The sequence below is a fragment of the Lactococcus petauri genome (assembly GCF_002154895.1).
GTDB classification, from domain to species: domain Bacteria; phylum Bacillota; class Bacilli; order Lactobacillales; family Streptococcaceae; genus Lactococcus; species Lactococcus petauri.
Genome location: NZ_MUIZ01000002.1, coordinates 388,227 through 415,167 on the forward strand (window position 1 = coordinate 388,227; position 26,941 = coordinate 415,167).

Below are 26,941 nucleotides of genomic sequence, written 5' to 3' on the forward strand. Positions count from 1 at the left end.
CTTTTTCTAGATTTTAAACATTTTTAGGAAAATAAAGTTCCAAAAAAAGCATGAATGGAATTTACAATATTCGTAAAGGCATTAAGAAGAAAAATAGTTCCTAAGCCCCAGCGTTTTTTGCGGAAGCATTGCAGTGCAAGTATTACACATATTGCGCATAAAACAGCGGTAAATAAGCCAAAAATAGATTTTGTCACGGCTTTTGTTTCTCCTTCCGCTCATATTTTTCTACGGTAAAGTCATAAGGATTTTGCTCGTCTTTTTTGTGATAATCCGCTGACACCTTCGCATACTTCGAAAAATCAAACGTATCAGGGAAATATGTATCCCCCGCAAATTCTCCATGAACAACCGTTTTATAGAGCGCTGATAGCTCCTTTTCGAAAAGAAGGAACATCTCTGATCCGCCAATGATATATAAATCACGCTCTTGATTATTATACCATTCTATAACTTCGGATACACTATGCATGATTAAGACACGTTCATTATCTTCTTTAGGGTAAGCTTCATCTCGTGTAAGGACGATAGTGATACGTCCAGGAAGCACGCGCTTATTCATGCCTTCAAAGGTTTTGCGGCCCATCAAAATCACTTGATGATAAGTTGTCTTTTTAAAATGTTCGAGTTCAGCAGGTAAACGCCAAGGTAAATGACCATCAATGCCAATCACTTTTTTCTCATCTTCTGCCCAGATAGCGTAAATCATTTTATTTCACCTACGTGCTTTTCTTCAATTGCTTTGAAAAGCCAATCATCCTTTTAAACAAAGATGTTCCTTTCTTTTGGGATTTTAAGGCCATCTATTTCATACACAAATAGCTGATGAAATTCATAAAGAATCCTTCAAGACCTTATTTATTAACCGTTTAAACAGTTAATCTCTCGCTGTTCTCTCAGAAGCTTTTTTCTGCTTTGAGGGATAGAATTACCTTTCCTATTATACCAAAAAACACCTTTTTTTACTTTAATTTTTCTTATTCGGAAAAAAATGAAAAAAATTTCCATTATTTCCTTTACTTTTCCTTAAAGATGTGTTAAGATTACTCTATCAATTAATTTGTTTCAATCAACCCTGTTATGATTAAAGCAAATTAGTCCCCCAACTAGGCTGCTCGCTGAGACCATACTCCGAGCTACCTAGTTTTTATTTTTGTAAAAATGTAAAACCCTTACAAAAACGGAATGGAGAAAATTATGAATCATATTGCACTTTTCGAACCACGTATCCATTTTAACACTGGAAATATTGCACGCACTTGCGCAGCTACTAACACTACCTTACATTTGATTGAGCCTTTCGGCTTTGAAATTACCGATAAAAATCTCAAAAGAGCTGGATTGGACTATTGGGATCAGGTCAACATTGTTTATCACAAAAATCTGGATGATTTTATCAATCACGTAGATGGGAAACTATTTTTAGTTAGTAAGTTTGCGGATCAAGTATATTCAGATGTTGATTATACGGAAACTTCAGAAGACTATTATTTCCTCTTTGGACGAGAGGATACTGGTTTACCAGAAGACTTTATGCGAGAAAATGCTGAAAAATGTATTCGCATTCCAATGAATGATGAACATGTACGTAGTCTAAATCTTTCTAACACTGCTTGTATGATTGTCTATGAAGCGCTTCGTCAGCAAGAATTTTCTGGTTTGGAGCTTAAACATACTTATGAAAATGACAAACTAAAATAAATTTACTCTTTCTTAGTTGAAAGATAAAAATTTAAAGAAAAACGGAAGTTATAGCGTGTAACTTCCGTTTTTTATTATTTATTAATTTTCTTGAGACGAAGTGTAAGCCCAAACAGAGCTAAAACCAAGAAAGTCAGTCCTAAAATAAAATTGATTAGAGTCATATTTTCATTTTCACCTGCCTTGGGCAAAAATTTTTGCTTTGCTAAAGCTACTTGATCTTTTTCTCCACCTTTAGGAGTTTCAGTTGCTTGAGAAATCGTCTTATTTTTTGTATAGATATAACTTACAGTTTGTACTTGGTCTGTATAATGACCTGTAGCATTACCACGAACTTCTTTGAAAGTATAACCTTTGATATCTTTCTTTTCAGTGCTATAACCTTCTCCAACAATTCCTGATTTTACAACGTCTTCCGAAATTGACTGGCCATTCGTATCTACATATTGGACAAGGACAGTTCCAGTTACATGAGGAAGTTCATTCTTAGTATAAACATAAGTGACAGTTTGGGCTTGATCAGTGAACTTACCTGATGCATCACCTTGAACTTCTTTAAATGTATAGCCTAGAATATCTTTTTGCTCTGTCGTATACGCTTCTCCAATATTTCCTGCTTTTATCACATCATCAGAAATTTTATTGCCTTCTATGTCCACGAATTTTACAGTAATATCACCACCTTTTACAGGTTGAGCTTCTTTTACAGTAATTGTGGCTACAGCAGAATATGTGCCTTGATTTTCAGAGTTTGAAAAGAAATTAGGTACAAACCTGGTATACGTGACTTTATAAGTTCCTGCTTTTGTCGTATCGACTTGCCCTTCAACATTTATATCTGAAAAAGGAATCGCATTTCCATAATAATCTGTGGCACTGTCAAAGTTATCTTCTGATTTCCATGGATCACCAACTGTTAGTTCTGAGTCATGTACAATAACTGTTGATTTATCTTTGTGTTGCTCATAAACATACGTGACAGTTTGATGTTGATCTGTAAATTTACCAGAGGGATTACCTTGTACTTCCTTGAAAGTGTAACCTGGGATATCTTTTTGTTCTGTTGTATAAGTTTCTCCAATATTTCCTGATTTTATGACATCTTCGGCGATAGGAGTGCCTTCTGTATCTACATACTTCACAGTCACATTCCCTGCTGCTATGGTGTAAGGTTGCCATACATAGGTATCGCTTTTAGCATTGGAATTGAAGTTCTGAGTGAGTTGCTTACTTGTCCAAACATCTGCTCCTTGCGGATGCGAAAGCGAACCTGTCCCAACATTTTGCCACTTCCCTGTGTATTGATTATTTGCTGAAATTTCTGGAAGCTCCACGTTGACACTATCCGTAACCCAAAAACGGAATTTATCGCTAAGTTTTAGCACCTTTAAAGAAGTTGTATTTTGGAAAAAACGTGACATCTCATAGCCTGTTATCCATGATTTTTCTAATTGTGTCATATCAAAACCTGAAAGATCAAGAGCTTCCAAAGAAGAATCTCCCATAAATACACCTTGTGCAGAATATAAAGGAGTAAGTCGCCACTGAGACAAATCTAGTTCCTTTAATTTGGGCATCTCTGAAAAAGCATAAGTAATGGCAATCATATTTGAAACGTTCCAATTGGAAACATTTAATGATTCCATATTTGTCGCACCATTAAGAAAAGAAAATATCGTTGTAACATTGGATACATCCCAAGAAGTCAAGTCAAGACTTGTCAAGCTCGCACAACCTCCAAACACCCGTTGCATCTCAGTGGTATGAGAGGTATTAAGTCTTTCAATACCATCAATACTAGTGACATTCGTTAAATAATCAAATAAATTACTTAGTATATTTCCAGCAACAACGTCGCCTTCAAAACGAATACTTGTTATCTGCTTGCTCCATTGATACCAGGGACTCAGTCTTGCGCCATTTTGGTTCACCGGTGTGTCAGAAAATGTTCCAGCTCCAATGTGTAACACACCTGATGAATCAATTCTCCACGGTGCTGTCCCAAAAGTTCCTGCTGCGATATCACTTGAGCTTGCCTGAACTTCAACATTTTCTGGTGAAGCCTCTGGGGTTACTTCTTGGGTTTCTTCTACTTTTGGGGTTTCAGCAATAACTTGTAATGTGGGTGAGATAGCTCCCAACACTATTGTGCTTAAAGCGATTGCATGAGTCAATTTTTTCATATATTAATCCAATTTCCCTTGATATTTCGTTTGCGCGAAAAAGTACGGTTTGTTGGAAACAAAAAAACTTGACAATGCCGGTAATAAAGCCTTTCTAAACAGAAGTTTATCATAGGAAATCATGCATGGGCTATTGCATAGATAAAAAGATAAAGGTATAATGGAGATGTATCGGTTATGTGAAAAGAGATGTGTTAGAAAAACCGTACTTTTATTGAAATATGCTTTTTATACCTCAGAATAGAAAAAAACAGCTAGCTATAACTGGCTGTTTTTCTTATATCCTTCATCTTACTGTGTGAATTCTGTTGAAGTTAAGTTGACTTTTGATTTACGCTCTGAATTTAAAACGAGATTAAGCAAGATAGCTGAAACAGTACTTACAACAATTCCATTAGAAAGGAAGATTTGTGCCCAGCTTGGTAAACTTACAAAAAGGTTACTTGAGTTAAAACCAACGCCCATCCCAACTGAAACAGCTACGATAAGCAGGTTTTGATTATCTTTGTAATCTACTGTACCAAGCATATTCACACCTTGCATGGCAACCATTCCAAACATGATAAGCATAGCTCCACCGAGTACGGGAACTGGAATAAGTTGAGCAATTGCTGCAAACTTAGGAATCAAACCTAAAACAATCAGAAAGCCAGCAGTGAAATAAATAGGCTTACGTGATTTAATACCTGATAACTGTACTAATCCAACGTTTTGTGAGAAACCTGTATAGGGGAAAGTATTGAAAATTCCACCAAGCAAAACAGCAAGACCTTCTGAGCGGTAACCGTTACGCAAACGTTTTTCAGATAATTCATCACCTGTCAAGTCAGCCAAAGCTAAGTAAACACCTGTTGATTCGACCATTGAAACAATGGCGATAATAATCATCATCAAACAGTCAACCAGATAAAAACGTGGCATTGCCATACGGAAAGGAATCGGCAAGTGGGCCCATGGCGCTTGATTGATCGCAGAGAAGTCAACCATATGTAAGCTTGCTGCTAAAATTGTTCCTGCAACTAAACCAATCAAGATAGCAATAGAACGAATGAAGCCCTTTGCAAAGATATTTACCAAGACAATAACCAAGATGGTAAATCCCGCAAGCAAGAGACTATTGGCTGTTGGAGCTGCTTCGTTATTACCCATATTTCCTACTGCAACAGGAATCAAAGTTAAACCAATCGTGGTAATTACTGAACCAGTAACAAGTGGTGGGAAAAATTTACGAATTTTAGAGAAAACTCCTGCAAAAGCGATAACGAAGATACCTGAGGCAATTAAGGCACCAAACATCGCGCCATCACCATGTTTTTGACCAATAATAATCAGTGGGGCAACGGACTGAAAAGCAACGCCCAAGACCACTGGAAGACCAATCCCAAAGTTTTTGGTCATCTTTAATTGCAACAAAGTCGCCAAACCACACATAAAAATATCGGCCGAAATCAAATAAGTCAATTGCATAGCACTATAATTGAGGGCTGAGGCAATCATAATAGGAACAAGTATTGAACCTGAATACATGGCGAGTAAATGCTGCAAACCTAAAACTGCAGCTTGTCCGTTGGCTTGTCTTTTTGTATTAAACATTTCTTCCCTTCTCCTTCTTAATCCCAAGCAGCATCATCTGCTGGCGCAAAGACGACTTGACCTGACTCAAACTTTTCAATACGGGCTAGAGAAGTCACTGTTAAGCCTTTCTCCATCAATAGATCGCGTCCGGTTTGAAAACTCTTTTCAATGACAATACCGATACCAGCAACTTTTGCGCCTGCCTGTTTGATCAGCTCTTCGAGACCAAGCGCAGCTTGACCATTGGCTAAAAAGTCATCTACAAGTAAAACAGTATCTTCAGAAGAGATAAATTTACGAGAAATTGAAACTGTTGAAGTAATTTGTTTTGTAAATGAAAAAACCTCTGTTGTCAATAATTCTTCATTCATTGTGATATTTTTGGATTTTTTAGCAAAAACCATGGGTACACCAAGTGCTTCTGCTGCATAAAGTGCTGGTGCAATACCGCTTGCTTCAATCGTTACAACTTTAGTGATATTTTTATCTTTGTAAACTTCAGCAAAGCGTGCACCAATCGCTTTCATCAACTCATAATCGACCTGATGTGTAAGGAAGCTGTCCACTTTTAATACTTGGTCTCCCAAAACTTGTCCATCAGTTGCGATACGATTTTCCAATAACTTCATAACTTCTCCTATAACATTTATCACTCAAGACTGGCTTTGGCTCTAATACGCACAAAAACTCTACCCGATAAGGTAGAGTATTTCTAGACGACAAAAAGAAGATATTATTTACGACCTTTAAATGTAAACGATGAAAATTTCGATTTAAAGATAGGACTGTACAAATAGAATCCTCTTATTGTCCTGCCTTTACGGTGCAGGGTAGAAACACTTAGCCATATCCTAAGCATAAATAAGATTTTTAATATTGATACAGTATATCGCATTTTATTATTTTTAGCAAGAAAATATCGTAATAAATAAAATTTTTTCAAATATTCATCAGAATTGTTCGGAATTTACTTATTTTTTTGCTTCATTTACCAATTGTGAAACTTCTTTTTTGGTCAGGCGACGGTAGCGACCAGGGACTAAACCATCTAAACTTAATGGTCCATATTGAACACGGCTAAGTTTTTGGACAGGCAAACCAACTGCAGCAAACATTTTCTTAACTTGATGATTTTGTCCTTCATGGATTGTCAAGCTAACAAGCGAGCTGTTTTTCGCTTTGTCCTGCTTCATAATCTCATAACGTGCTGGGCTCACTTTTTTCCCATCAATGGTCATGCCTAAAGTCAAAGGACGCAAGTTTTCCTTATTGGCTTGCCCTTCAACCTTAGCGATATAAACTTTTTCAACACCATGGCGCGGATGTGTCATCAAGTTTGTAAATTCTCCATCATTAGTCAGCAACAGGAGTCCACTTGTGTCCCAGTCTAAACGACCGACAGGATAAATGCGCTCCTTTCCTGAAGGGAGCAAATCCATAACGGTTTGGCGCCCCTTATCATCGCTTGAGCTTGAGATATAGCCACGTGGCTTGTTAAGCATATAGTAAACCGGTTCTTCGTTATAAACAGCTACACCGTTGACTTCAACGATATCTCCTGATTCTACTTGATAGCCCAGATTGGTCATTGTAACGTTGTTGACAGAAACTTTTCCTGATAGAATAAGTTCTTCTGCCTTACGTCGGCTGGCGACACCTGCATGTGCCAAAAATTTATTGATTCGCATTTAATTCCTCATTTTCGTTAAATAATACTTGTTTTTCGCCAATAAATTGGCTTTCATCTATTTCCGGTAGCTCTGACAAGTCATTGATACCAATATAATCTAAAAAGAACTCTGTTGTTCCATAAAGTCCTGGACGACCAACAACTTCAAGCGTACCTGTTTTTTCGACCAAATCATAAGCACGCAGTGTTGAGAGCGCTCCACTAGAGTTGACGCCACGTAATTGATCGATTTCTAGGCGCGTAATCGGCTGTTTGTAGGCAATAATCGAAAGTACTTCTAAGGCAGAACGGGACAGACTTTGATTTAGTGGCGTCTTCGCATAGTTTTTAAGAATATCAGCAAAGCTATCTTTCGTTGCTAACTTATATTTCCCAGCTGTTTCGATAATAGTTAGTGCAGATTCTTCATCGGCTTGATATTTCTCAATAAGGCGCTCAATTTGTTGTTCACAAGCAAACTTACTCATGCCTGAAAGCTCTGATAATTGATTTAACTCCAGTCCTTCTTCACCCGTAACAAAGAGTAACAGCTCCAAAGTAGCTGTTTTATTCAGATTGTTCATCTTTCGTTTGTCCTCTTTCTAATAGAATTTCACCAAAAACTTCTTCCTGCTTAAACGTTACTTGTTGTGTTTTTATGAGCTCTAGTAAAGCCATGAAAGTGGTCAAAAGTTCTTCTTTCGATGTCTTCTTCGAAAACAGAGAACTAAACTTACACGTCTTTTTCTTTAAAAAGTAACGGGATAACTCCACTATTTTATCGGAAATTGAGAATTTCTCTGCCTCTATTGTTGTATTCTCATCTGTGAAAGACTGTTTTTGTAAGGCTAAAACATTACTGAAAGCCAAAAATAAATCCAGACTGTTATGATCTTGTAAAAGTACTGCATCTTCTCCAATAATTTCCGTTTTGGCTTTGGAATAATACTGACTACGAGCTTCATGCATCTGGGCAATATCTTCGGATAGTGCTTTATATTTTCGATACTCATCGATTTGTGCCAGCAAATCTTGTTCCAACTGTTCAGTATCTTCGATGAATTCCTCGGCCACTGTAGGCAAAAGGCGACGGGACTTTATCAGCATTAACTGACTCGCCATGACCATATATTCACTGGCAATTTCCAACTCTAATGTTTTCATGGCCTTCAAAAAGTTCAAATATTGTTCAATAATCGGAACCAAAGGCACCTCAAAAATATCAACTTTATATTGCCCAACCAAGTGCAAAAGTAAATCTAAAGGACCTTCAAAATCATTGATTTTTATCTTTATTTCTTCACTCATTTATAGTATTTCTCTAAAGTAGTTGTTGTAGATAGCCCTAGAGCTTCTGCTAATTCGTATACGGTTTTACCCAGCCGCACTTGTTGTAAGATATATTGTTCGCGTAATTCTTTTGCTGTTAAATCCGTATATTTTTTTAGTTCTAAATAAAGAAATTGACGTGATTTGGTAAACAATTCATCAGCATTGTTTATTCTTTGGGTATAAAGTGCAAACTTATCACGTATTGGTAAAACACGCTTTAAGCCGGCCTTCTCAACAGTAAGAATTCGGAATTTCCAGTTGAAATTTTCCCACCTTAAGTGCTGTATTTCTGAAAAAGTTAATCCAAACTCAAGAATTAAAAATGCTAAAAAATGACCAGGAGAAGTCACCGGTTTGTAAACGGATGACATGTTCTTGATTTCTAACTTTTTCTTTACTTCTTTCTTTGGTGCATTTACTTGCTGAATTTTATGGTATTCTTTCAATAAATTTTTATCGTAAAGATAGAGAAGAAACTGATTTGCACTTGATATCTTGCGGCGTTGTGCTGCCACAGCCAATTTTTTCAAAGACTGACGATAAAGCATGAGCGACTCACGAGAAATTGTTCTTTTCTCAAAAAACTCGGCAAAATTTCGTAAATCATAAAGATAATTTGATTTGGTATTTTCTGAGAAATTTTTACTCTCTAAAAAATTAGGAATTTCGTTCGATAATATCATATTTTTTACTAAATTCATGGGCAAAAGCGTTAATGGCTTTAAGAATTTCTTGACGTGCAATAATCCCCACAAACTCGGTTCTTTTTACTACCGGCAAGAAAGGCTCTTTAACCAACTTATGTAAGATTTCTTCCAAGGGTGCTGAGGGGGAGACTGTTTCTATCTCAGTGTCCACAATCTCTGATATAGGTGTATTCATCGATTTTTCATAAAAGAAATCTTCACCCATCTCAAATTCGACAATATCTGCAAGCCCTAAAACGCCGACAAACTCTTTATCTTTAGTGAGAACAGGAACTCTAGAATATTTATACTGACTGAGCAATAATTTTGCATGAGAAATATTATGTTCGTCACATAAAATAGCTACGTCGTCAGCATCTTTTATAAAAGTTTCGCTTTGTTCTAAGAAATATTTTTCAATAGCTTTATCAATCATTTTTACTCTACCTCTTTTTTCTAAAGCTCAAAAGTAAACTGTAGACCTGGAATTTCCTGGTGCTCTAAATCATGATAAGAAACCTTATAGCCATCTTCTAAAATTGTGACGACAGCATACATTTTGATATTGATACTTCCTCTAGGCTGACTTACTGAACCCGGATTAATATACAAGGTATTTCCTATCATCTGTGCGACAGGCTGATGGATATGACCAAAAAGTGCAATGTCCGCTTCTTTTTCTTCTGCAAAGTAAGAATAACGATCAAGACCTAAGCCAACGTAAAACTGGTGGCCATGAGCAATAAGAACTTTCTTCCCTTCGACATCCACCATTTTTATCTCAGAATAGCCTTCATCGTAGTCGCAATTTCCCGCAACTACGGTGATACCTTGCCATATATCATCATTACTTGGCAATTCAGAATCACCACAATGAAACAAAGCTGATGCTGTGCCTTCATATTTTTTTTTGATTTTTTTAATTACGTCACGATCAGTATGTGAATCACTCATTACAATAAACATTGAAGGCTCCTTTTAGCTAACACTCATGCCGCTTTTTATTTTTTAATGTGCTCCAGCCATTCTGGGAGTTCTGTCATTAATTTTTGTAAAGCTTGACCACGATGTGAAGCTGTATTTTTTTCTTCAGCACTAAGCTGAGCAGCAGTTCGGTCTGACGTTCCCACTAAAAAGATAGGATCATAGCCAAAACCATTTTCGCCTTGCGGCGTAAGGCCAATACGTCCTTGCCAGTCTGCTTCAACAACCAAACTGTCATGGCCTGGATAAGCAGCAACTAATGTCGTATGGAAATGCGCCGTCCGACGCTCAGGTGTTATTGCTGTTGAAGCTAACTCATGGAGAAGTTTTGCAATATTTTCCTCATCTGTTGGATCAGGCCCAGCAAAACGATGGCTCCAAACACCAGGCAAACCCCCTAAAACATCCACACATAAGCCAGAATCATCACCGATGACAACTTCACCAGTAATTTCGGCAATTTGTTCTGCTTTGAGACGTGCATTTTCTTCAAAAGTCATGCCAGTTTCAGCAATATCTGGTAACTCAGGATAATCTTTAAGATTTTTAATTTTGTAGCCAAATTCTTCAAATAGACGTTTGAATTCTGCTGTTTTCCCATCGTTACGTGTGGCGATGAGTATCGTTTTTTTAGCAGATAATTCTGTGTGCTGTGCAGTGATTTTTGCCGAACCAAGCCATCTGTCCGCAATAGCTTGAAAATCTTCTGACTTACCTGTTGTATAAAAACGGTGATGGAGATTTTGACGCTCTTCACCGTTGAGATCAAAATAATTTAGCAAAACGGTAATATCACGTACAGTTTCAGAACCACTGTCAATAAGCTGAACATCCGGTCCCATTTCTTTTTGGATGAGTTTGCGCAAAAGAGGATAATGTGTGCAGCCTAAAATCAAGGTGTCAACTTTGCCAACCATTGGTTTTAAAGCCTTCGCTACTATTTCTTGAGCCTCTTCCGAATCTGCACCGTTGGATTCAACCAATGGTACAAACTCTGGGCAAGCCAAACTACGTACATCAACACTTGATGATTTGAGTTGAATAACTTTACGATATTGATCAGAATTAACCGTTGCTTGTGTCGCAATTACGCCGACTTTCTTGTTAATTGTTTTTTGAATCGCACTTGAAGCACCTGGTAAAATCACACCTATGACAGGAATATCAAGAGCTGCTCTTACTTCTTCAATTGCAACTGCTGTTGCTGTATTGCAAGCGAAAACAATCATTTTTACATTTTTAGAAAGCAAAAAATTGACCATATCCCAAGTGAAAGCAGTAATCTGCTCATTTGAGCGTGGCCCGTAAGGCGCACGTTGCGTATCACCGATATAGACAATTTCTTCGTTTGGTAATTGACGGAGAATCTCGCGAACAACGGTCAAGCCTCCAACTCCTGAATCTAGTAAGCCAATAGGTCTGTTGTCCATAAATACCTCCAAAATTTACTTTTTATCTTATTTTTTCTTAGTGTCTGCTTGTTTAGCTGCACTACGAATTTGACGAAGTACTTGTTGTACTTGTGCTTCAGATGGTTTGCGTCCCATTGAACCCATCATCATACGTACTGCATCTTCATTCAATGGTGGGTTATCCATCAAGAGTTTTTTAGTTTGTTTTTGTGTAAACCAAGCGCCCCCAGCAAAGCCAGCAATGGCAAAGACAATCATAAGTAAAATTGCAACAAATAAATTCATTAATACTCTCCTACAAGAAAGCTATAAAATCGCTTTCGTAATTTTTACTCCTTATTATATCAAATTTAGACACATTTGTCAGCTGCAGATTTTCTCTTTATTTTTTGAGACTTTTATTTATTATTCAACAGTATAAATCCAACCTTCTGGGGCTTCCTTATCGCCAAATTGAATACCAACAAGTTCATTGTATAAGCGTTGAGTCACTGGGCCAACTTCTGTTTCTGAATAAAAAACATGGTGTTTATCCTGATCATCAATAGCACCAATTGGTGAAATGACTGCAGCAGTTCCACAAGCGCCTGCTTCGACAAAATCATCTAGTTGATCAACAAAAACATCTCCTTCAATAGCTTTCATTCCTAAACGTTCTTCCGCCAATTGCAATAAAGAATATTTTGTGATAGAAGGTAAAATTGAAGGGCTTAAAGGCGTGATGAACTCATTATTCTTGGTAATCCCAAAGAAGTTTGCTGCACCCACTTCTTCAATCTTAGTGTGTGTTGCAGGATCAAGATAAATCACATCAGAATAGCCAGCTTCATGTGCTTTTTGTCCTGGCTCAATCGAAGCGGCATAATTCCCTCCAACTTTTGCCGCACCTGTACCATGTGGCGCCGCACGGTCATAATCACGGGATACGAGGAAGTTTGTTGGTGCTAAACCACCTTTAAAATAAGAACCTACTGGGACCGCAAAAATTGTAAAGATGTATTCATCAGCTGGTTTTACCCCAACAAGGCCGCCAACACCTATTAATAGTGGACGGAGGTAAAGCGTAGCTCCAGTTCCGTAAGGAGGGACAAAGTCTTCATTTGCTTTAACGACTTGTTTTACGGCATCGATAAACTTGTCTGTTGGTACTTCTGCCATACGCAAGCGGCGCGCTGTAGCTTGTAAACGCTCAGCGTTACGGTCAGGACGAAAAAGATTTATTTTTCCAGATTTTGTACGGTAGGCTTTGAGTCCTTCAAATCCTTGTTGTCCATAATGAAGCGCTGGCGAGCCTTCCGAAAGGTGCAAAGTCGCATCGCCTGTAAGTTTTCCATCATCCCATTTCCCATCTTTAAAATGTGAAATATAGCGATAAGGCAACTCTCTGTATTCAAAACCTAAATTTTCCCAATCTAATTCAACTGTCATTCTTTTTCATCCCCCATTTTATTGACATTCTTTTTCCATAAAGCCAAACTTCATGGTATTTGTTATAATTAATTATTATAAGCTATTTTGAATGTGATTTCAACATAAATTCAGAAAATTATAGAAATGGAAATAAAATGAATATTCTTAGAATAAATTTTCAAGAACTCGGCCAACTCTTGTTGGATAAATTAATCTACGTCTTTTTAGTCAGTCTTTTGTTTTTTATTTTATACCGGATCAGTGCACGCATCGTAGAAACTCTTTTCAAAAACTACAGCAATCGTTCTTGGGCAGATGTTTCTCGGATAATGACCTTAGCCCGCTTAACAAAAAGTGGTTTAACTTATCTGACAGCCTTTCTCTGGATCTATACCATTCTCTCTATTCTTGGTGTTCCTGTAGGAAGTGTACTTGCAGGTGCTGGTATTCTTGGTGTTGCTCTTGGTTTCGCAGGCCGTGACCTTGTCGCAGATATCATCAATGGTTTCTTTATTATTATCGAACATCAGATTAACGTGGGCGATTGGATTCGTTTTGAAAATCTCGGTATCGAAGGGGAGGTTACTGCTGTAGGTATCCGCTCAATCACTTTGATTTCAGATGATGGTGCCACAGCTTTCATTCCTAACCGTAATATTGAATCCTTGAAAAATTTCTCTTACAAAGATCGGACGATGAACTTAGACATCCCAGTTACAGCCGAAAATTTAGAAGTGATGAAAGACCAAGTTCTCCGTGTGAACGCTGAATATCCTCAAGTCGTTTACAACGGTATTATTACACGAGACGAAAGCATTTTTATACGGAGTTTACTCACGGCGAATCTCAGCGAAATAAATGGCTTACGGATGGAAATTATGAACAAATATTATACAAAATAAGCAGATCATGATGATCTGCTTATTTTTCTACCATTGATTTGATAGGTTCATAAGATTTACGGTGAATCGCTGTAACACCGTAGTTCTTTAGGTCTTCCAAATGCTTGGCCGTGCCATAACCTGCATTATGTTCAAAGTCGTAATGTGGGTATTTTTGTCCATACTCCGCCATCATTCGATCTCGTGTCACCTTCGCAACAATACTTGCTGCCGCAATGCTTGACGACTTGGCATCACCTTTGATAATACTGACTTGAGGAATATTAATGTCTAACTTCATCGCATCGATTAAGAGGCATTCTGGCTGTATTTCTAATTTTTCTACAGCTTGAAGCATTGCGATTTTAGTCGCCTGATATATGTTCACTTGGTCAATCGTTTCGTTATCAACTAAGCCAACACTGACAGCAAGCGCTTTTTCTTGGACTTCTGCAAAAATAGCTTCATGTTTAGATTTTGGAATTTTCTTACTGTCGTTGAGACCTTTAATCTTACAATTTTTTGGTAAAATCACGGCTGCAGTCACAACAGGACCAGCTAAGGGACCACGTCCAACCTCATCTATACCCGCAATCAAGTCCATCCCTTGCGCATATGCTTGTCGCTCAAAGTTCAGCATCATTTCTAAACGTTCGTCTTCTACTTGTTCTGCTAAAATCTCTTTTTTACGACGTTTAATCGCTGTTTGAACTCCTGCACGAGTATCTTCCAAAAAAGCGTCCACTTCGAGTAGTGTATTTAAGCCGTTCAGTTGCTCTTTTATTTCTTTAATCGTTGACATAGTCACTCACTTTATCCAAGCAATATTCGCCCATTCTGCCATCACGTACATCCTTAACAAACATTTGATAAAAACGGTCATAATCATCACGGAAGCCAAAACGTTTGGTCAATTCCATGATGAGATCGGGAATTTCTAACTCCAGATCTGCTTCTTTCATGCGCAAACGTTTCATAGTTGCTTCTTGGTAATTTTCAAGGAAATACTGCAAACCAAAAATAGTCACATCATCCATCGGCAAAAGCTGATCCTTAATAGCGCCTGTTAAAGCAAGTTTTAGACCAACTTGGTCATCTTCGAATTTTGGCCAAAGTATCCCTGGTGTGTCAAGAATTTCCAACTCTTTATTGGTACGCAACCATTGCTGCCCCTTAGTTACACCAGGCTTATTTCCTGTAACAGCTACTTTTTTTCCTGCAAGACGGTTCATCAGTGTTGACTTACCCGCATTAGGAATACCTACAATCATCGTACGTAAAGAACTATTTTGGATGCCTCGTTCAGCATTACGCGCAAGCTTATCAGCCATCAAAGTTTTCGCTGCAACAGTCAAACGTTTGGCAGTATGTGCTTCTTTCGAATTGATGGCTAGAGCGATTATGCCTTGCTTTTCGAAAAACTCCACCCACGATTTCACAGCGTTTCTGTCAGCTAAATCAGCCTTGTTTAAAGCGATAAGACGTGGTTTATCCCCAATAATTTTATCCAACATTGGGTTACGTGAACTGATTGGTAAACGTGCATCTACCAACTCAATCACAAAATCAACATATTTTAAATTTTCTTGAACTTGACGACGCGCTTTGGACATGTGCCCTGGGAACCATTGAATTGCTACACCCATTTTTAAACCCTGCTATAACTGATGTCATAGCCTTTCATTTTTATTTTTTAGTGATGAAAATAAGTATTAAATACATCTAGAGATGTCCGTATCTCTATTTTACTTGAACCTGCTCTCTGTGTTTTTTCTTACATAAAAAAGCCTTGTAGAGCATATCATACTAGGCTATTTTATCATTTTTTAAGATTCTGCGCTAATATGTAGGCGTTTTGTGGAGTTTGTGCGCTTACCCACTATTATGAAAAAAGCATGAATTCATGCCTTTGGTATCGTTTCTTTTACCTCGTCTTTATTTTTCTGAAAAGGTGGTTTTCCCAAGTCAACTCATCATCATCTAATATTTCTTTTTTCCGAATACGGGAAACTTGCGAATTTCCTTTTACATAAAACCCTAAAGGTTCATCTCGCCATTCATCCATACATGTTATTCCAATCCTTTTTCGGCTAGCAATCTCTTTGGGTGTTTTGTCTACTTCTAATGTCAAACGTGAGTCAAGAAAATACTCTCCGTCTATCTCTTTCGTTATGCCAAAGGATTTCGTGAGCTTTCCAGGACCACTGCAATCATGTTCTGGAGCATCTGCTTGAACGGCACGAATTAAAACAGCCTCTGGGATATTTTCGTCCATAGTTACTAGATTTAACATAAAATGACCATGAATTTGATATACATACCAGTGACCAGCGGAGAGATACATGGATTCATTACGAGGTGTTCGTTTTCCCATGAAACTATGACATGCACTATCCAGTGTCCCAAGATAAGCTTCAGTTTCTACGATATTCCCAAGTATTTGCGACTCACCGCCTGTTTCCATGACAAGTTTCATACCAAGAAGGCTTTTGGCCGTCTCAATTGTGCTCTTATTTATAATATCTAAAAAATTTTTATCTTTCATAAATTACCTGATCTTTCACATAGCAAAGTACTTTTTGGGTGCCGGTTTTACCTTTACTTAATTGGAATCTAGACAATCCATGATTGCTAATATATCTTTAACATTGGAGGAGGGTGGCTTAGAAAAAATAATTACCATCATATATTTACTAAGTCCCAACAAAAAGTTCAAACCCACTTCGTTGTTTTAGCATCAAGAATATTATGTTTATCTAAATAAGACAGTAATGGATTTAAAACGTAAGAAAAGTTTACCATGTCCAGTGTTTCAATAAATTGTATTCCTTTTATTTTATTAGGTTCATTTAGTGTGGGAAGTCCTTTGGCAGTATTTGCAAAATAGAAATGTCCTCTCCACTCTATATCTCCAAAAACAAAATCATCAGAATACACTTCTTCCAAATCAGAAATAGTTAAAGAAATTTCTTCTTCAACTTCCCTTATTGCACAAGCAATTGAGGATTCTCCTTGTTCTTTTTTCCTCCTGGAATGTTCCAAACTGCCTTTCGATCTCTTATAACTAAAACATCTCCACTTGCATCTTTCAAAAAAAACTCTAGAAAATTCTTTTTTCATTACCTAGTCTCCTTCCTTCCGAATATCCTATTCCATTTTAACTTCTTTGTTACTCTAACCCATACATAGAAGCAGATAGATTTTTATGTAGAATTTGATCTGAATCCTTATCATAGATAACATACAGACCAACTGATCCATCAGAGAGTGTTTCTCCACTGGACCAGTTTGCTTTACCCTCAACTGCGGCCCCTCCCGGATAGTATTGCGTATATTCAACTAGCTCCTCAGGGGGGCCAAGTTCTTTTATTAGTTCTTTCATGAGTGTACCATGTGCGTAGTACTGCTCTTTCTTATCTGGGGAACGATGCAGCGCAGCAATTTGTATATTATCGTACTTTTCTAAGCTCAGACCTTCAATTGTTGATGCATTTTTCTCAGCATATTCTTTTTCCTTTGAAAGCTTAACTTCTTTCGTTGACATATTTACAGCCGTGGCTTTTTCTTCAACTTTATATGTTTTCAAATTCGTGTTTTTTAAGATAAAAACCATTACTATCAGTAGACTGAGGGTCAAAATGAAAAGAGACAGCCAAATCATTTTTCTACTTTTGTGTATGGGATAGCTTATATACTCAGTCTGGCAGTAAAGACATCTTGTTGTTCCTGCTTCTTGAACAAATTCATTAGCGCCACAATTTTTACATTTCACTGTTTCATTCTTTGTCATAAATGTTGCCCATCAAGTCTTTTCTTAAAATTTGTCCTGTTTCTTTATCATAACTGATTGAGATTGTTACTTCTCCGTCTTTTAAATAAGACCCTGTGGACCAAGTTGCTATACCTTCAATTTTGTTTCCCGGAACGCGACTTTCTTTTAAGCTATCTGGAGAATAACCAACACTTCGCTCAAGGTCCGAAAAGTGCATACCATTTTGGTAAATTGGATATTTACTTTCCGCTGAGACAATCTGTTCGGCTCGTTGGATATTGTTGTATTTTTCTAAAGACCAGCCCTTTATTTTATCAATATTTTCACGCGCGTATTGGTTCCTGTTTTTCTTTAAAGAGGAGTCACTTTGGAATAGTTTTTGATTTTGAGAAGTTGTTGATTTCCTTCCCGAATTGTTTATTCCATAAGAAACTAAAAACCAGACAATCACAAAAGTTGTAAAAACTAATGCTCCGATAGCAAGCCAAATATTTTTCCGACTTCTTCTGGGAGCATCCTCCTCCTTGTACTGCGTAGCGCAATAGGAACAAATAAGTCTCCCTTGCTTTCTTATAAAACTTGATCCTCCACAATTTTTACAGATAATTGCCTCTATCATTTTAACCTGACCTTTAATTTTTACGTAAAGAGAAAAAATTGATATGCCTTAATCAATTATTTTCTCCTTGATGATATCACTATTTAAGTATATTGTATCATTTTTAAAAAGACATGCATTCATGCCTTTTTTATATTCTATCCAAAGGATCCGCAATCATATCCTGTTTACTTGATGCGTCTCCATCTACATCATTCAGATATGTTTCCATACGTATGGCATTAATCTGCAGCTTATCTTGACTAAAATCAATATTCTCTTTCTTAATGACCAGCTGTTGGGTAGTGAGCGTGTTGGAAATACCGTAGCGGAACTTAATCGCGTTTTGTTTTGCAAAAATATCCTTCCAAGTAATTTGAGGAATATGCTTTAAGACTTTTTCTGTATTAATATTTTTTAAAGGGTTATCTGTAAAAAGTGTCTTCAATGCCCCTTCACTTAGCATATCGTAAGCCCCAAAACCTTGACCCTTCACGACAGGTTCATAGATTTCCTCAGTTTCAAAACCAATCATTTGAAAATCCACCGTAGCCTGAGCTTCAAAATGCCCATGTTCTGTCTCTTTCGAAGGTTCGGTCTGAATATGAACAGTGACTTCTGCATTAGGCTTCATATGAATGGCATTGGTCATATCATAGCCTTGCCATGTTGTATCATCAAGAGCCGAAAATAATTCATTATTTAGCACCTCTACCCGCTTCTTCCATGCTTCGTTAATTTTTGTACTGTTTTTGACGTTTTCTGCTCTTTCTTTAACCAAAGATTCTTCTTTTTGTTGGTAAGCTTTGCTTCCTGGCCAGTAATACGTTTCCCAGATTTCCTTCTCACCAAGTTTGGTACGGATTTTTAAGACCTCGTTATTATTTTCCATACGAAACTTGCGTGTGACTGAGAAATCACCCGCTTTTTCTGTAATCGTGTGCGTAATAGGATTAATCTTCACATTTTTATCTGAACGAATCACCATTTCCTGTTTGGTAAAAGGACTGGCTTGCACCAAATCTCCTCGTAATGAGCCGGCAGAAACACGGAGTTTATTTTCCCCAAAGCTGACCCACTTCCCCCGAACATCTGTTGTGGCTGGGCCTAAAAAGAGATAAGTAAGGAGAGCTGCGCTGACAAGAACTACTCCCAATAGACCACCAATAAATATTTTTTCATATTTAAATTGTAACATAAAGTAATATAAACGCAGATTAGAATATAAAAAACCAAGCAAAAACTTGGTTTTCTATATTCTAATCTAAATATTTTTTCGCAATATTCTGGTATGTATCAATCATATCTAAGTAATTTGAAATTTCAACATACTCATTAACTTGGTGAGGGAGATTACTTACTCCTGGGCCAAAGACGACAAAGTCAAATTTATTTTTGGATTTCACAAATTCGGCAGCATCAGTAGTTCCTGCGATGCCAATAACTGGTAAAGGCGTATCAAACTCACTTTGAATAGTTTGGATTAAGATTGAGTTTTTATCCGACTGCACTGCCACTTTATCCTCGTCAATCGTTAATGTCAACTTATAATCATGATTTTCATTCACTTTATCAACTACTTCTTGAAGTTTGGCCTTAATCTTATCGTTACCATAGGTTGGTACACTTCGGATATTTCCTTCAAGACTGGCTTCTCCCGGAATTGCATTCACCTGGTCACCCCCTCGGATAACAGTCACATTATGTATAGTCGTTCCCAGTTCTGCATCAGGGTATTCTTCAGCAATTTTATCCATTTCAACATTAACAGCAGTAATAAATTCGTTCAAGTGATTGATGGCATTAAAGCCTTCCTGAGGTTGTGAGCTATGTGCTGCTTTACCTGCTGAAAATACAGAGTAGTTAATCGATCCCATATGCGTGTAGACCAAGTTATAATTGGTCGGCTCAGCAATAATTAAGCCGGATAAATCATCCGCGTAACCGAGTTCTGTAAGCTGACGTCCACCAAGTTCGCCAACTTCCTCACCTACCGTAGCCAATAAACGGATGATTCCATCAAATTTTGTCTCAGCTTCTTTTAATTCAATCATTGCAATCGTGATGGCTGCAAGCCCAGATTTCATGTCCGTTGAACCACGCCCATATAATTTATCACCATCAATAGTTGCAGAAAATGGCGGGTAAGTCCAAAGGGATTCGTTACCAATATCAACAACGTCCATATGACCTGTCAGCCCCAAAACTCGGCTGCTTGAGCCACTCTTAATTTCAGCTACTAAACTGCTGCGCCCTTCGGCATATTGAATTAATTTGGAGTCAATTCCATGATTTTTCAATAAGTTTTGTAAATAAACAGCGACTTCTTCTTCATTTCCGTTAATTGATTTAATTTTTATCAAATCTTGTAAAATTTTAACTTTTTCTTCTTTTTCCATGAAATCCCTCCTAATTTTTAATTCATTTGCATTATTAATTTAACCTCTACTAATAATTGTACTCTATGTCATTTCGTCTTGCCAATAATTATACTTTTTATTTTTGGGAAAACTTTATTCATACAAAAAAAGAACCACTTTAGAAGTAATTCTTCTTTATTATTTCTTCAAAATGTTTTTCAAGACAATTCCACTGGTTACTGCCAACAATACACCTGTAGCAAGTGTTGTCTTTGTCACAATATTCCAAGGTCTTTCTGTAAGATGTTCAACTGTTTCTTTCATATAGTAAGCAGGATTTTGTCGCGGACCTTTGAGGCGTGCCGGTGCTTCTTCCTGAGTTTCAGCTAATGGCATAATCGGAACATAACCTGCTTCTGTTACAATCTTATTTTGTTTATCCTCAGAAGTCATTGGAGTTTGCGTTCCGTCTTCCTGCCCGACAAAGTGATCCATCAATACACCTTGTTCTGGTACTTCATGTATTTGCCCAATAGTAAAATCTGTACCACAGAAACGAGTGCGCACAGTATTTGCAACGGCAGGCGCTGTTCCTTTGGCGACGACCAGTAAAGTGGTCAAACCAACCACTGAAGCTTTCTTTACCTTACTCCAGTATAAGGGCTTTTTTTGATTGATTAAAATTTTCATAGCTCCTCCTTATATTACAATTTCGTTACTTATATTATAGCATTCCCTTTTCTGTTTTTACTAATAATTTGAGAGAGCCATGTTTTTTGTGTTACATTTTTTTATAAAACATCATTTAGGTTACGCAAAGAATAAATATTGAGTTTATAATTATTTTTCTTTGTTTTCTTTCTTTTTTAGGTATATAATATTGAATAAATCAATATTTGTTAAGAGGTATAATATGTTTATTGACTATACGTATGAACCACGGCGCGCAATTTTTTTTGAGGATGTAAAATCGAACTATGCCTCAATCGAGTGTGTAGAGAGAGGGCTTCATCCTTTAGATACTTCTCTATGTGTCATGAGTCGCTCAGATCACTCCTATGGCCTTATTTTAGCTTCAAGTCCGAAATTTAAAGAGGTTTTTGGAAAATCTAACGTCAGTCGTGCGGCAGATTTACCTTTTTTACTGGAAAATAGGAAATTTAACTATCGGCGTTGGTATGCCAAACATACTGACATTTACGGGCAACGCACAGAACCCTCTATGCAACATGTCGCTTTTATTGAAAGCTGGGCTAAACGTACACATATCGTCCCTCCACAGATGGCTCTTTATATCGATAAGAATATCGAGATGCAGCAACTTTTGACCAACTATACTTCTTCTGAAGAAATTCACTCGTATTCTATTGATGAGTCCTTCCTTGATGTTACAGAATCTCTGAACCTTTTCTACCCTGAAATCAAAAATAAATATGAACAAATGGATTTGTTAGCTCAGGATTTACAGCAAAAAGTCCTTAAGCAAATGGGCCTATTTGTGACTGTTGGAATGGGGGATAACCCTTTACTGGCCAAGTTAGCGATGGATAATTATGCCAAGCACAGCGCAACTATGCGGGCGCTCATTCGTTATGAGGACGTCCCCGAGAAGATTTGGACACTTCCAAAGATGACTGATTTTTGGGGGATTGGGAGACGGACAGAGAAAAGATTCAATAAGTTAGGAATTTATTCTATCAAGGATCTGGCTCATGCGAACCCTGATAGAATTAAACGAAAAATGGGAATCGTTGGTCTACAACAATTTTTTCATGTACATGGTATTGATGAAACCAATGTCCGCGAGAAGCACCACAAAAAATCAGAAAGCTACAGCAACAGTCAGATTTTGCCACGCGACTACGTAAAGCAAGATGAAATTGAGCTAGTGATTAAGGAAATGGCTGAGCATCTTGCTATCCGACTTCGAAAAGGTAAAAAGCTCGCGGGTGGTCTCTCACTTTATGTCAAACCTTCCTACAAAGAACACTCTTCTTCGATAAAAATAGCCAGTAAAATTGAGCCCACTCAAAGTACAACGGATATTCAAAGCGAGTTTTTGCGCCTCTTTAGAGAAAAATATCATGGTGAAATTGTAAGAGAAATCGGTATCGGCGGTTTTGATTTATCTAGCGAAAATATCAAGCAACTTAATCTTTTTGAAACAATGCTCCCTAATGAATCTAAGGTCATCACTCATCAAAAACAGGAAGCTCTACAAAATGCCATTGATGAAATACGTGATAAATTTGATTTTACAGCCATTCAAAAAGCCAGCGTTTTGACAACTGGCTCTAGAGTTTTAGAAAGAAGCAAAATGATTGGCGGCCATGCAGCCGCAGGAGGAGAAAAAAATGACAGTTGATCGCTCATATAGCCCTTATGAATCTATCCGTAACTATCATGACAGAGGCATGATGAAATGGGGCGCTTTCGCCACAGGAGAGCTCTCTGAGGCACAACGAAAACTGCGAGAGAAAGAGGAATTAGAAAGTGAAATATCATCAAAGAAAGCAACTTCAAAATCAGACGATTAAGATTTTGCACATCATTCTGGTAATTCAGTCTGCGCAAATGCATAATAATTTCCATCAGGATCTTGGAAATTAAAGTTCACCATACCTTGGAAATCATTGATTGCGCTTGCTGTGTTCGTTGCTTTAGAGACACGCGTATGCCATTCCTCTAAGTCATCCACAGTAAAAAGCATTGAGCCTTTCATATCTGCTACTTCTGGTGAATTTTGACGAATAAAGTCAAGATTCCATAATTGAATACGTGCGCTTGGAGCATCCGCATCCACTGCGAAAATCACCGTTTCTTGCGAGCCTGAACCTTGGCGACGAAGTTCTTTCAAGCCAACTTTCGCCCAAAATTCTGCGTGCGTTGGGACATCCGAAACATAAAGCATATTACAAAGATTAATCATAGTATTTTCTCTTTTCTATAAAGTAAACAGATGGTGACTTGCTCTAAAACGCACCTTCTTCTTTTACATTGATTATCCCACAGTCTAAGGTAAAAAACAATTTAGAAACGCTGGAATTCCGATAGGGATAATTTATACATTGAGATAATGTGATAAGAAAATGTATCTTTTTAATAAGACTTTTCTTATTTTCAAATATTCAATTCATTTTTCCAAGTCTAATCTCTCCTCAAAGCTGATGTTTCTGTGCTATACTAGAATTATAAAATTACACGACTAATCAGGGAGGTTCTCATTTGATTCAATTTAATTTTTTATCAAAAACTTTTAATGTCATTATAAAAGTCTGTTTAAGTTTACTCGGGCTGGTCATTGCCTTTCTTATGTTTAAAGAGATTTGGGTTCTTCTCTCCTCATTTACTACAGGATTTATTGATTACAGTTTCTACGATATTATTGACCGTATCTTAACCTTTTTCCTCTTTTTGGAATTCTTAGAACTCATTATTCACTATCTCTCCGATAATGATCACCCAACAATCAAGAAATATATCTATATCGCGGTTGCTTCTATCGTTCGGCTTTTAATTTCAAATCACGAAACTTCTCAACTCAGCCTGTTCCTCCAATGTTCAGCCATTTTAGTCCTTATCATTGGAACCGTGATGCTCAACCTTTGGGGAGATTTAAAATAATAAAAACCTTCGCTTATCGTCGAAGGTTTTTTACATTCTCTTACTTAATACTCATCTGTGCAACAGTAAGAAGAACTGCTGGAACTCGATATGGCGAACATGATACATAATCCAAACCGATTTTTTGAAGGAAAGCAACAGAGTCTGGATCACCTCCTACTTCGCCACATACCCCAAAACTGATATCTTTATGTTGTGGTTTGACAAGCTCTATTGCCGTTTTCATCAAACTGCCCACTCCTTTCTGATCCAAATGTTGAAAGGGATCATCTTCTAAAATACCTTTTTCAACATAATCGGGCAAAAATTTGACCGAATCATCCCGAGAAAAGCCATAGGTCAGCTGTGTCAGGTCATTGGTACCAAAGCTAAAGAACTGTGCTGATGTCGCAAGCTGATCTGCCGTCAAACAAGCTCTTGGAATTTCAAGCATTGCGCCGATTTTATAGGCAATTTTCAGCTGGTGTTTTTCAAAGACATCTTGGATTTTGTCTTCTAACATCTTTTTAAGATAAGACAATTCTTTTTCTTCAGCAACTAAAGGAATCATAATCTCTGGCTTGACTTGCTTTCCTGTTTTAGCGAGTTCCAAAGCAGCTTCCATTATTGCTTCAACCTGCATTTCATATATTTCGGGATAGGTGATGGCTAAACGACAACCACGATGCCCCAGCATCGGATTGAACTCTTCAAGATCTTTACCTCTGTGCATAATAAAGTCAACCGTTTGTCCACACGCTTCAGCCACTTGCTCATATTCTTCCTTAGTTTTGGGCATAAATTCGTGAAGTGGCGGATCTAAAAGGCGAATCGTACATGGCATTCCTTCCGTCAGACTCAAAATTTCAGCAAAATCCTTTTTCTGGAATTCTTTGAGTGTTTCAAGGGATTGCTTACGCTGCAGTTGATCTTCTGAGAGAAACATTTTACGCATTTCCAAAATTCGTTCTTTCCCAAAGAACATATGTTCTGTACGTGCCAACCCAATGCCGCTTGCACCAAAATCCAGTGCAGCTCTAATATCTTCAACTGTCTCAGCATTTGCTCTGACTTGCATATTTCCGATGTGAGAGGCCCACTGAAGTACTTTTACTAAAAGATCTAGATCTTGTACCTTATCGAGTTTAATTTCCCCGCGGTAGATTTTTCCTGTTGTTCCATCTACTGAGAGTAAATCACCTTCGTTTATAGTGTGTGTACCGTCGTATGCTTGTTTGAGCTTTTCATTAATCGTTAATTGTTCGCATCCAACCACGCAGCACACCCCCATTCCTCGTGCTACGACAGCAGCATGAGAGGTCATTCCTCCACGAGAAGTGACAATAGCCTCACTCACAACCATGCCTTCAATATCTTCTGGTGAAGTTTCTGTTCTAAGAAGGATAACTTTTTGCCCAGCTGCATGCGCTTTTTGCGCATCTTGCGCATGGAAATAGACTCTGCCAGATGCTGCACCAGGACTTGCAGGTAAACCCTTTGCCACAGATTTACTCTCCGCCAACATTTGTTCATCAAACACAGGATGAAGCAGCTGGGTAATCATTGAAGGTGTTAAGCGTTTCAGACTCTCCTCCTTACTTATTACGCCATCTTCTGCCATTTGCGTTGCAATTTTAAAGGCAGCCTTTGCTGTTCGTTTGCCATTACGTGTTTGAAGAATGAAAAGTTTTCCCTCTTCTATGGTGAACTCGATATCTTGCATATCTTGATAATGAGCTTCCAACTGATGGCATATTTTCTCAAATTGCATATAAATCGTGGGCTGTTCTTGTTTCAACTCTTGTATTGGACGTGGTGTCCGAATCCCTGCAACAACATCTTCTCCTTGCGCATTCAACAAAAATTCGCCAAAAACACCAGCTTCCCCTGTTGCAGGATTGCGTGTAAAGGCAACACCTGTACCGCTATTCCCTCCAGTATTTCCAAAAACCATTTCTTGGATATTAACGGCTGTTCCAAGTTTATCAGAGATTTCATGGATCCGACGGTAAGTTACAGCACGCGGATTATTCCAAGAAGTAAACACCGCTTCTACAGCCGCATAAAGTTGTTTGGAGGGATCTTGAGGGAAGTTTTCACCAACTTCTTTCAGATAGATTGTGGTAAATTGTTGAATAATCTCCTTCCAATCTTCCGCTTTCATCTCAATATCAGAACTGTAACCTTGGGTCGCTTTATATAGCGTTAGTGCTTCTTCAAAAATATTTTTATCAACCCCTTTAACCACATCGCCAAACATTTGGATTAAACGACGATAGCAATCATAAGCAAACACAGGATTTTCAGTCTTGTGGGCAAAGATTTCAACGCTTTGATGATTCAAGCCTAAATTCAAAATAGTATCCATCATACCCGGCATTGAAAATTTTGAGCCACTTCTGACCGAAACTAATAGCGGATTTTCCTCATCTGCAAATTTCTTTCCAGTTTCGTTTTCTAGCCTAGCAATATGTTCTTCTATTTCCTTAACCAACTCAGGCAATAATTTTTTCGAGTCCAGATACTCTAAGCAAGCTTCTGTAGTAATGGTAAATCCTTTGGGTACTGGTAAACCAATCCCAGTCATCTCTGCAAGATTTGCTCCTTTTCCTCCTAAGAGATCCTTTTGTTCTTTTGAACCTTCTGTAAAGTTATAAACACGTTTTTTTGCTTGTGACATTCGCGTCTCCTTTATATATGACATACTATTTGGTGAATAAACACATTATATAGTATGTCATATTCGTTGTCAAGTTTTTTGTAATCGCATTCTTT

30 protein-coding genes and 1 riboswitch are annotated in these 26,941 nt (G+C 37.6%); of the genes, 5 read left to right on the top strand and 25 right to left on the bottom strand.

The genetic code is table 11. The features are described from left to right. Window positions 1-23 precede the first annotated feature (23 nt). On the bottom strand, window positions 24-197 hold the full coding sequence (locus tag BZZ03_RS04470; protein ID WP_014024827.1) for a hypothetical protein: 174 nt from the start codon (window positions 195-197) through the stop codon (window positions 24-26). After that, on the bottom strand, window positions 194-709 hold the full coding sequence (locus BZZ03_RS04475; RefSeq protein ID WP_019294017.1) for a dihydrofolate reductase: 516 nt from the start codon (window positions 707-709) through the stop codon (window positions 194-196). The genes BZZ03_RS04470 and BZZ03_RS04475 overlap by 4 nt, the downstream gene beginning before the upstream one ends. 488 nt (window positions 710-1,197) lie before the next feature. Between BZZ03_RS04475 and BZZ03_RS04480 the strand changes: the two genes are divergently transcribed. Continuing rightward, window positions 1,198-1,701: a tRNA (cytidine(34)-2'-O)-methyltransferase gene (locus BZZ03_RS04480; protein ID WP_086582635.1), complete on the top strand. Its 504-nt coding sequence runs from the start codon at window positions 1,198-1,200 to the stop codon at window positions 1,699-1,701. A gap of 74 nt (window positions 1,702-1,775) precedes the next feature. Here BZZ03_RS04480 and BZZ03_RS04485 read toward each other — a convergent pair whose 3' ends face one another. From BZZ03_RS04485 to BZZ03_RS04540, 12 genes are all read right to left on the bottom strand, one after another. Next, complete coding sequence (locus BZZ03_RS04485; RefSeq protein WP_086582636.1) at window positions 1,776-3,884, bottom strand: MucBP domain-containing protein; 2,109 nt, start codon at window positions 3,882-3,884, stop codon at window positions 1,776-1,778. Window positions 3,885-4,175: 291 nt separating this feature from the next. Then, window positions 4,176-5,477 carry a nucleobase:cation symporter-2 family protein gene (locus BZZ03_RS04490; RefSeq protein WP_019294021.1) on the bottom strand — a complete coding sequence of 434 codons (1,302 nt, stop codon included), beginning with the start codon at window positions 5,475-5,477 and terminating at the stop codon, window positions 4,176-4,178. A 17-nt stretch (window positions 5,478-5,494) separates the two neighbouring features. Next, a complete protein-coding gene (locus BZZ03_RS04495; RefSeq protein WP_019294022.1) occupies window positions 5,495-6,088 on the bottom strand; it encodes a xanthine phosphoribosyltransferase in 594 nt (197 codons plus the stop codon). Window positions 6,089-6,246: 158 nt separating this feature from the next. Continuing rightward, a riboswitch (purine riboswitch) is annotated at window positions 6,247-6,344 on the bottom strand. Window positions 6,345-6,430: 86 nt separating this feature from the next. Further along, window positions 6,431-7,147, bottom strand: coding sequence for a pseudouridine synthase (locus tag BZZ03_RS04500; RefSeq protein WP_017369897.1), 717 nt, complete (start codon window positions 7,145-7,147; stop codon window positions 6,431-6,433). Then, window positions 7,134-7,703 (bottom strand): SMC-Scp complex subunit ScpB, encoded by a 570-nt coding sequence (gene scpB / locus BZZ03_RS04505; RefSeq protein WP_086582690.1) that lies wholly within the window; start codon window positions 7,701-7,703, stop codon window positions 7,134-7,136. The genes BZZ03_RS04500 and scpB overlap by 14 nt, the downstream gene beginning before the upstream one ends. Continuing rightward, entirely contained in the window at window positions 7,696-8,436 is a 741-nt protein-coding gene (locus BZZ03_RS04510; protein WP_019294024.1) for a segregation/condensation protein A, read from the bottom strand. The genes scpB and BZZ03_RS04510 overlap by 8 nt, the downstream gene beginning before the upstream one ends. Next, window positions 8,433-9,143: a site-specific tyrosine recombinase XerD gene (gene xerD / locus BZZ03_RS04515; protein ID WP_004257070.1), complete on the bottom strand. Its 711-nt coding sequence runs from the start codon at window positions 9,141-9,143 to the stop codon at window positions 8,433-8,435. The genes BZZ03_RS04510 and xerD overlap by 4 nt, the downstream gene beginning before the upstream one ends. Then, complete coding sequence (cbpB, locus tag BZZ03_RS04520; RefSeq protein WP_019294026.1) at window positions 9,118-9,582, bottom strand: cyclic-di-AMP-binding protein CbpB; 465 nt, start codon at window positions 9,580-9,582, stop codon at window positions 9,118-9,120. Before cbpB ends, xerD begins: the two co-directional genes overlap by 26 nt. 20 nt (window positions 9,583-9,602) lie before the next feature. Continuing rightward, a complete protein-coding gene (locus BZZ03_RS04525; RefSeq protein WP_064305315.1) occupies window positions 9,603-10,112 on the bottom strand; it encodes a metallophosphoesterase in 510 nt (169 codons plus the stop codon). Between the two features lie 35 nt (window positions 10,113-10,147). Then, window positions 10,148-11,560 (bottom strand): glutamate racemase, encoded by a 1,413-nt coding sequence (racE, locus tag BZZ03_RS04530; protein WP_086582637.1) that lies wholly within the window; start codon window positions 11,558-11,560, stop codon window positions 10,148-10,150. A gap of 27 nt (window positions 11,561-11,587) precedes the next feature. Further along, window positions 11,588-11,827 carry a YneF family protein gene (locus BZZ03_RS04535; protein ID WP_004257058.1) on the bottom strand — a complete coding sequence of 80 codons (240 nt, stop codon included), beginning with the start codon at window positions 11,825-11,827 and terminating at the stop codon, window positions 11,588-11,590. A gap of 120 nt (window positions 11,828-11,947) precedes the next feature. Further along, window positions 11,948-12,970 carry a branched-chain amino acid aminotransferase gene (locus BZZ03_RS04540; RefSeq protein ID WP_019294028.1) on the bottom strand — a complete coding sequence of 341 codons (1,023 nt, stop codon included), beginning with the start codon at window positions 12,968-12,970 and terminating at the stop codon, window positions 11,948-11,950. A gap of 137 nt (window positions 12,971-13,107) precedes the next feature. On the opposite strand from BZZ03_RS04540, the gene BZZ03_RS04545 reads away from it, so the two are divergent. Further along, on the top strand, window positions 13,108-13,854 hold the full coding sequence (locus BZZ03_RS04545; RefSeq protein ID WP_086582638.1) for a mechanosensitive ion channel family protein: 747 nt from the start codon (window positions 13,108-13,110) through the stop codon (window positions 13,852-13,854). A gap of 19 nt (window positions 13,855-13,873) precedes the next feature. Here BZZ03_RS04545 and BZZ03_RS04550 read toward each other — a convergent pair whose 3' ends face one another. From BZZ03_RS04550 to BZZ03_RS04590, 9 genes are all read right to left on the bottom strand, one after another. Beyond that, the gene (locus tag BZZ03_RS04550; protein WP_086582639.1) at window positions 13,874-14,635 is read right to left on the bottom strand and encodes a ribonuclease HII; all 762 of its coding nucleotides are present in this window, start codon (window positions 14,633-14,635) and stop codon (window positions 13,874-13,876) included. After that, entirely contained in the window at window positions 14,622-15,479 is an 858-nt protein-coding gene (gene ylqF, locus BZZ03_RS04555) for a ribosome biogenesis GTPase YlqF (protein ID WP_019294031.1), read from the bottom strand. The genes BZZ03_RS04550 and ylqF overlap by 14 nt, the downstream gene beginning before the upstream one ends. A gap of 278 nt (window positions 15,480-15,757) precedes the next feature. Continuing rightward, entirely contained in the window at window positions 15,758-16,378 is a 621-nt protein-coding gene (locus BZZ03_RS04560; RefSeq protein WP_086582640.1) for a DNA-3-methyladenine glycosylase, read from the bottom strand. Window positions 16,379-16,545: 167 nt separating this feature from the next. Further along, window positions 16,546-16,953 carry an NUDIX domain-containing protein gene (locus tag BZZ03_RS04565; protein ID WP_233128954.1) on the bottom strand — a complete coding sequence of 136 codons (408 nt, stop codon included), beginning with the start codon at window positions 16,951-16,953 and terminating at the stop codon, window positions 16,546-16,548. Window positions 16,954-17,002: 49 nt separating this feature from the next. Continuing rightward, the gene (locus tag BZZ03_RS04570; protein ID WP_143466330.1) at window positions 17,003-17,419 is read right to left on the bottom strand and encodes a hypothetical protein; all 417 of its coding nucleotides are present in this window, start codon (window positions 17,417-17,419) and stop codon (window positions 17,003-17,005) included. 190 nt (window positions 17,420-17,609) lie between these two features. After that, window positions 17,610-18,056, bottom strand: coding sequence for a hypothetical protein (locus BZZ03_RS04575; RefSeq protein WP_086582642.1), 447 nt, complete (start codon window positions 18,054-18,056; stop codon window positions 17,610-17,612). A gap of 298 nt (window positions 18,057-18,354) precedes the next feature. Further along, window positions 18,355-19,401: a hypothetical protein gene (locus tag BZZ03_RS12260; RefSeq protein ID WP_233128955.1), complete on the bottom strand. Its 1,047-nt coding sequence runs from the start codon at window positions 19,399-19,401 to the stop codon at window positions 18,355-18,357. A gap of 61 nt (window positions 19,402-19,462) precedes the next feature. Further along, window positions 19,463-20,602 (bottom strand): ArgE/DapE family deacylase, encoded by a 1,140-nt coding sequence (locus tag BZZ03_RS04585; protein ID WP_086582643.1) that lies wholly within the window; start codon window positions 20,600-20,602, stop codon window positions 19,463-19,465. Window positions 20,603-20,761: 159 nt separating this feature from the next. After that, the gene (locus BZZ03_RS04590) at window positions 20,762-21,253 is read right to left on the bottom strand and encodes a hypothetical protein (protein WP_019294038.1); all 492 of its coding nucleotides are present in this window, start codon (window positions 21,251-21,253) and stop codon (window positions 20,762-20,764) included. A 223-nt stretch (window positions 21,254-21,476) separates the two neighbouring features. On the opposite strand from BZZ03_RS04590, the gene BZZ03_RS04595 reads away from it, so the two are divergent. Continuing rightward, complete coding sequence (locus BZZ03_RS04595; RefSeq protein ID WP_086582644.1) at window positions 21,477-22,928, top strand: Y-family DNA polymerase; 1,452 nt, start codon at window positions 21,477-21,479, stop codon at window positions 22,926-22,928. Continuing rightward, the gene (locus tag BZZ03_RS04600; RefSeq protein WP_019294040.1) at window positions 22,918-23,100 is read left to right on the top strand and encodes a hypothetical protein; all 183 of its coding nucleotides are present in this window, start codon (window positions 22,918-22,920) and stop codon (window positions 23,098-23,100) included. Before BZZ03_RS04595 ends, BZZ03_RS04600 begins: the two co-directional genes overlap by 11 nt. 11 nt (window positions 23,101-23,111) lie before the next feature. Here the strand turns inward: BZZ03_RS04600 and BZZ03_RS04605 are convergent, their stop codons facing one another. Further along, the gene (locus BZZ03_RS04605) at window positions 23,112-23,492 is read right to left on the bottom strand and encodes a VOC family protein (protein WP_019294041.1); all 381 of its coding nucleotides are present in this window, start codon (window positions 23,490-23,492) and stop codon (window positions 23,112-23,114) included. Between the two features lie 296 nt (window positions 23,493-23,788). Between BZZ03_RS04605 and BZZ03_RS04610 the strand changes: the two genes are divergently transcribed. Continuing rightward, window positions 23,789-24,187 (top strand): phosphate-starvation-inducible PsiE family protein, encoded by a 399-nt coding sequence (locus BZZ03_RS04610; protein WP_004257024.1) that lies wholly within the window; start codon window positions 23,789-23,791, stop codon window positions 24,185-24,187. Window positions 24,188-24,227: 40 nt separating this feature from the next. Here the strand turns inward: BZZ03_RS04610 and ppdK are convergent, their stop codons facing one another. Beyond that, window positions 24,228-26,846 (bottom strand): pyruvate, phosphate dikinase, encoded by a 2,619-nt coding sequence (gene ppdK / locus BZZ03_RS04615; protein WP_086582645.1) that lies wholly within the window; start codon window positions 26,844-26,846, stop codon window positions 24,228-24,230. Window positions 26,847-26,941 lie beyond the last annotated feature (95 nt).

Coding starts and splice junctions, on each gene's coding strand:
- BZZ03_RS04475 (WP_019294017.1), bottom strand. CDS start 709: ATGATTTACGCTATCTGGGCAGAAGATGAGAAAAAAGTGATTGGCATT.
- BZZ03_RS04480 (WP_086582635.1), top strand. CDS start 1,198: ATGAATCATATTGCACTTTTCGAACCACGTATCCATTTTAACACTGGA.
- BZZ03_RS04485 (WP_086582636.1), bottom strand. CDS start 3,884: ATGAAAAAATTGACTCATGCAATCGCTTTAAGCACAATAGTGTTGGGA.
- BZZ03_RS04490 (WP_019294021.1), bottom strand. CDS start 5,477: ATGTTTAATACAAAAAGACAAGCCAACGGACAAGCTGCAGTTTTAGGT.
- BZZ03_RS04495 (WP_019294022.1), bottom strand. CDS start 6,088: ATGAAGTTATTGGAAAATCGTATCGCAACTGATGGACAAGTTTTGGGA.
- BZZ03_RS04500 (WP_017369897.1), bottom strand. CDS start 7,147: ATGCGAATCAATAAATTTTTGGCACATGCAGGTGTCGCCAGCCGACGT.
- BZZ03_RS04510 (WP_019294024.1), bottom strand. CDS start 8,436: ATGAGTGAAGAAATAAAGATAAAAATCAATGATTTTGAAGGTCCTTTA.
- xerD (WP_004257070.1), bottom strand. CDS start 9,143: ATGATATTATCGAACGAAATTCCTAATTTTTTAGAGAGTAAAAATTTC.
- cbpB (WP_019294026.1), bottom strand. CDS start 9,582: ATGATTGATAAAGCTATTGAAAAATATTTCTTAGAACAAAGCGAAACT.
- BZZ03_RS04525 (WP_064305315.1), bottom strand. CDS start 10,112: ATGTTTATTGTAATGAGTGATTCACATACTGATCGTGACGTAATTAAA.
- racE (WP_086582637.1), bottom strand. CDS start 11,560: ATGGACAACAGACCTATTGGCTTACTAGATTCAGGAGTTGGAGGCTTG.
- BZZ03_RS04535 (WP_004257058.1), bottom strand. CDS start 11,827: ATGAATTTATTTGTTGCAATTTTACTTATGATTGTCTTTGCCATTGCT.
- BZZ03_RS04540 (WP_019294028.1), bottom strand. CDS start 12,970: ATGACAGTTGAATTAGATTGGGAAAATTTAGGTTTTGAATACAGAGAG.
- BZZ03_RS04545 (WP_086582638.1), top strand. CDS start 13,108: ATGAATATTCTTAGAATAAATTTTCAAGAACTCGGCCAACTCTTGTTG.
- BZZ03_RS04550 (WP_086582639.1), bottom strand. CDS start 14,635: ATGTCAACGATTAAAGAAATAAAAGAGCAACTGAACGGCTTAAATACA.
- ylqF (WP_019294031.1), bottom strand. CDS start 15,479: ATGGGTGTAGCAATTCAATGGTTCCCAGGGCACATGTCCAAAGCGCGT.
- BZZ03_RS04560 (WP_086582640.1), bottom strand. CDS start 16,378: ATGAAAGATAAAAATTTTTTAGATATTATAAATAAGAGCACAATTGAG.
- BZZ03_RS04565 (WP_233128954.1), bottom strand. CDS start 16,953: ATGAAAAAAGAATTTTCTAGAGTTTTTTTTGAAAGATGCAAGTGGAGA.
- BZZ03_RS12260 (WP_233128955.1), bottom strand. CDS start 19,401: ATGTTACAATTTAAATATGAAAAAATATTTATTGGTGGTCTATTGGGA.
- BZZ03_RS04585 (WP_086582643.1), bottom strand. CDS start 20,602: ATGGAAAAAGAAGAAAAAGTTAAAATTTTACAAGATTTGATAAAAATT.
- BZZ03_RS04590 (WP_019294038.1), bottom strand. CDS start 21,253: ATGAAAATTTTAATCAATCAAAAAAAGCCCTTATACTGGAGTAAGGTA.
- BZZ03_RS04595 (WP_086582644.1), top strand. CDS start 21,477: ATGTTTATTGACTATACGTATGAACCACGGCGCGCAATTTTTTTTGAG.
- BZZ03_RS04600 (WP_019294040.1), top strand. CDS start 22,918: ATGACAGTTGATCGCTCATATAGCCCTTATGAATCTATCCGTAACTAT.
- BZZ03_RS04605 (WP_019294041.1), bottom strand. CDS start 23,492: ATGATTAATCTTTGTAATATGCTTTATGTTTCGGATGTCCCAACGCAC.
- ppdK (WP_086582645.1), bottom strand. CDS start 26,846: ATGTCACAAGCAAAAAAACGTGTTTATAACTTTACAGAAGGTTCAAAA.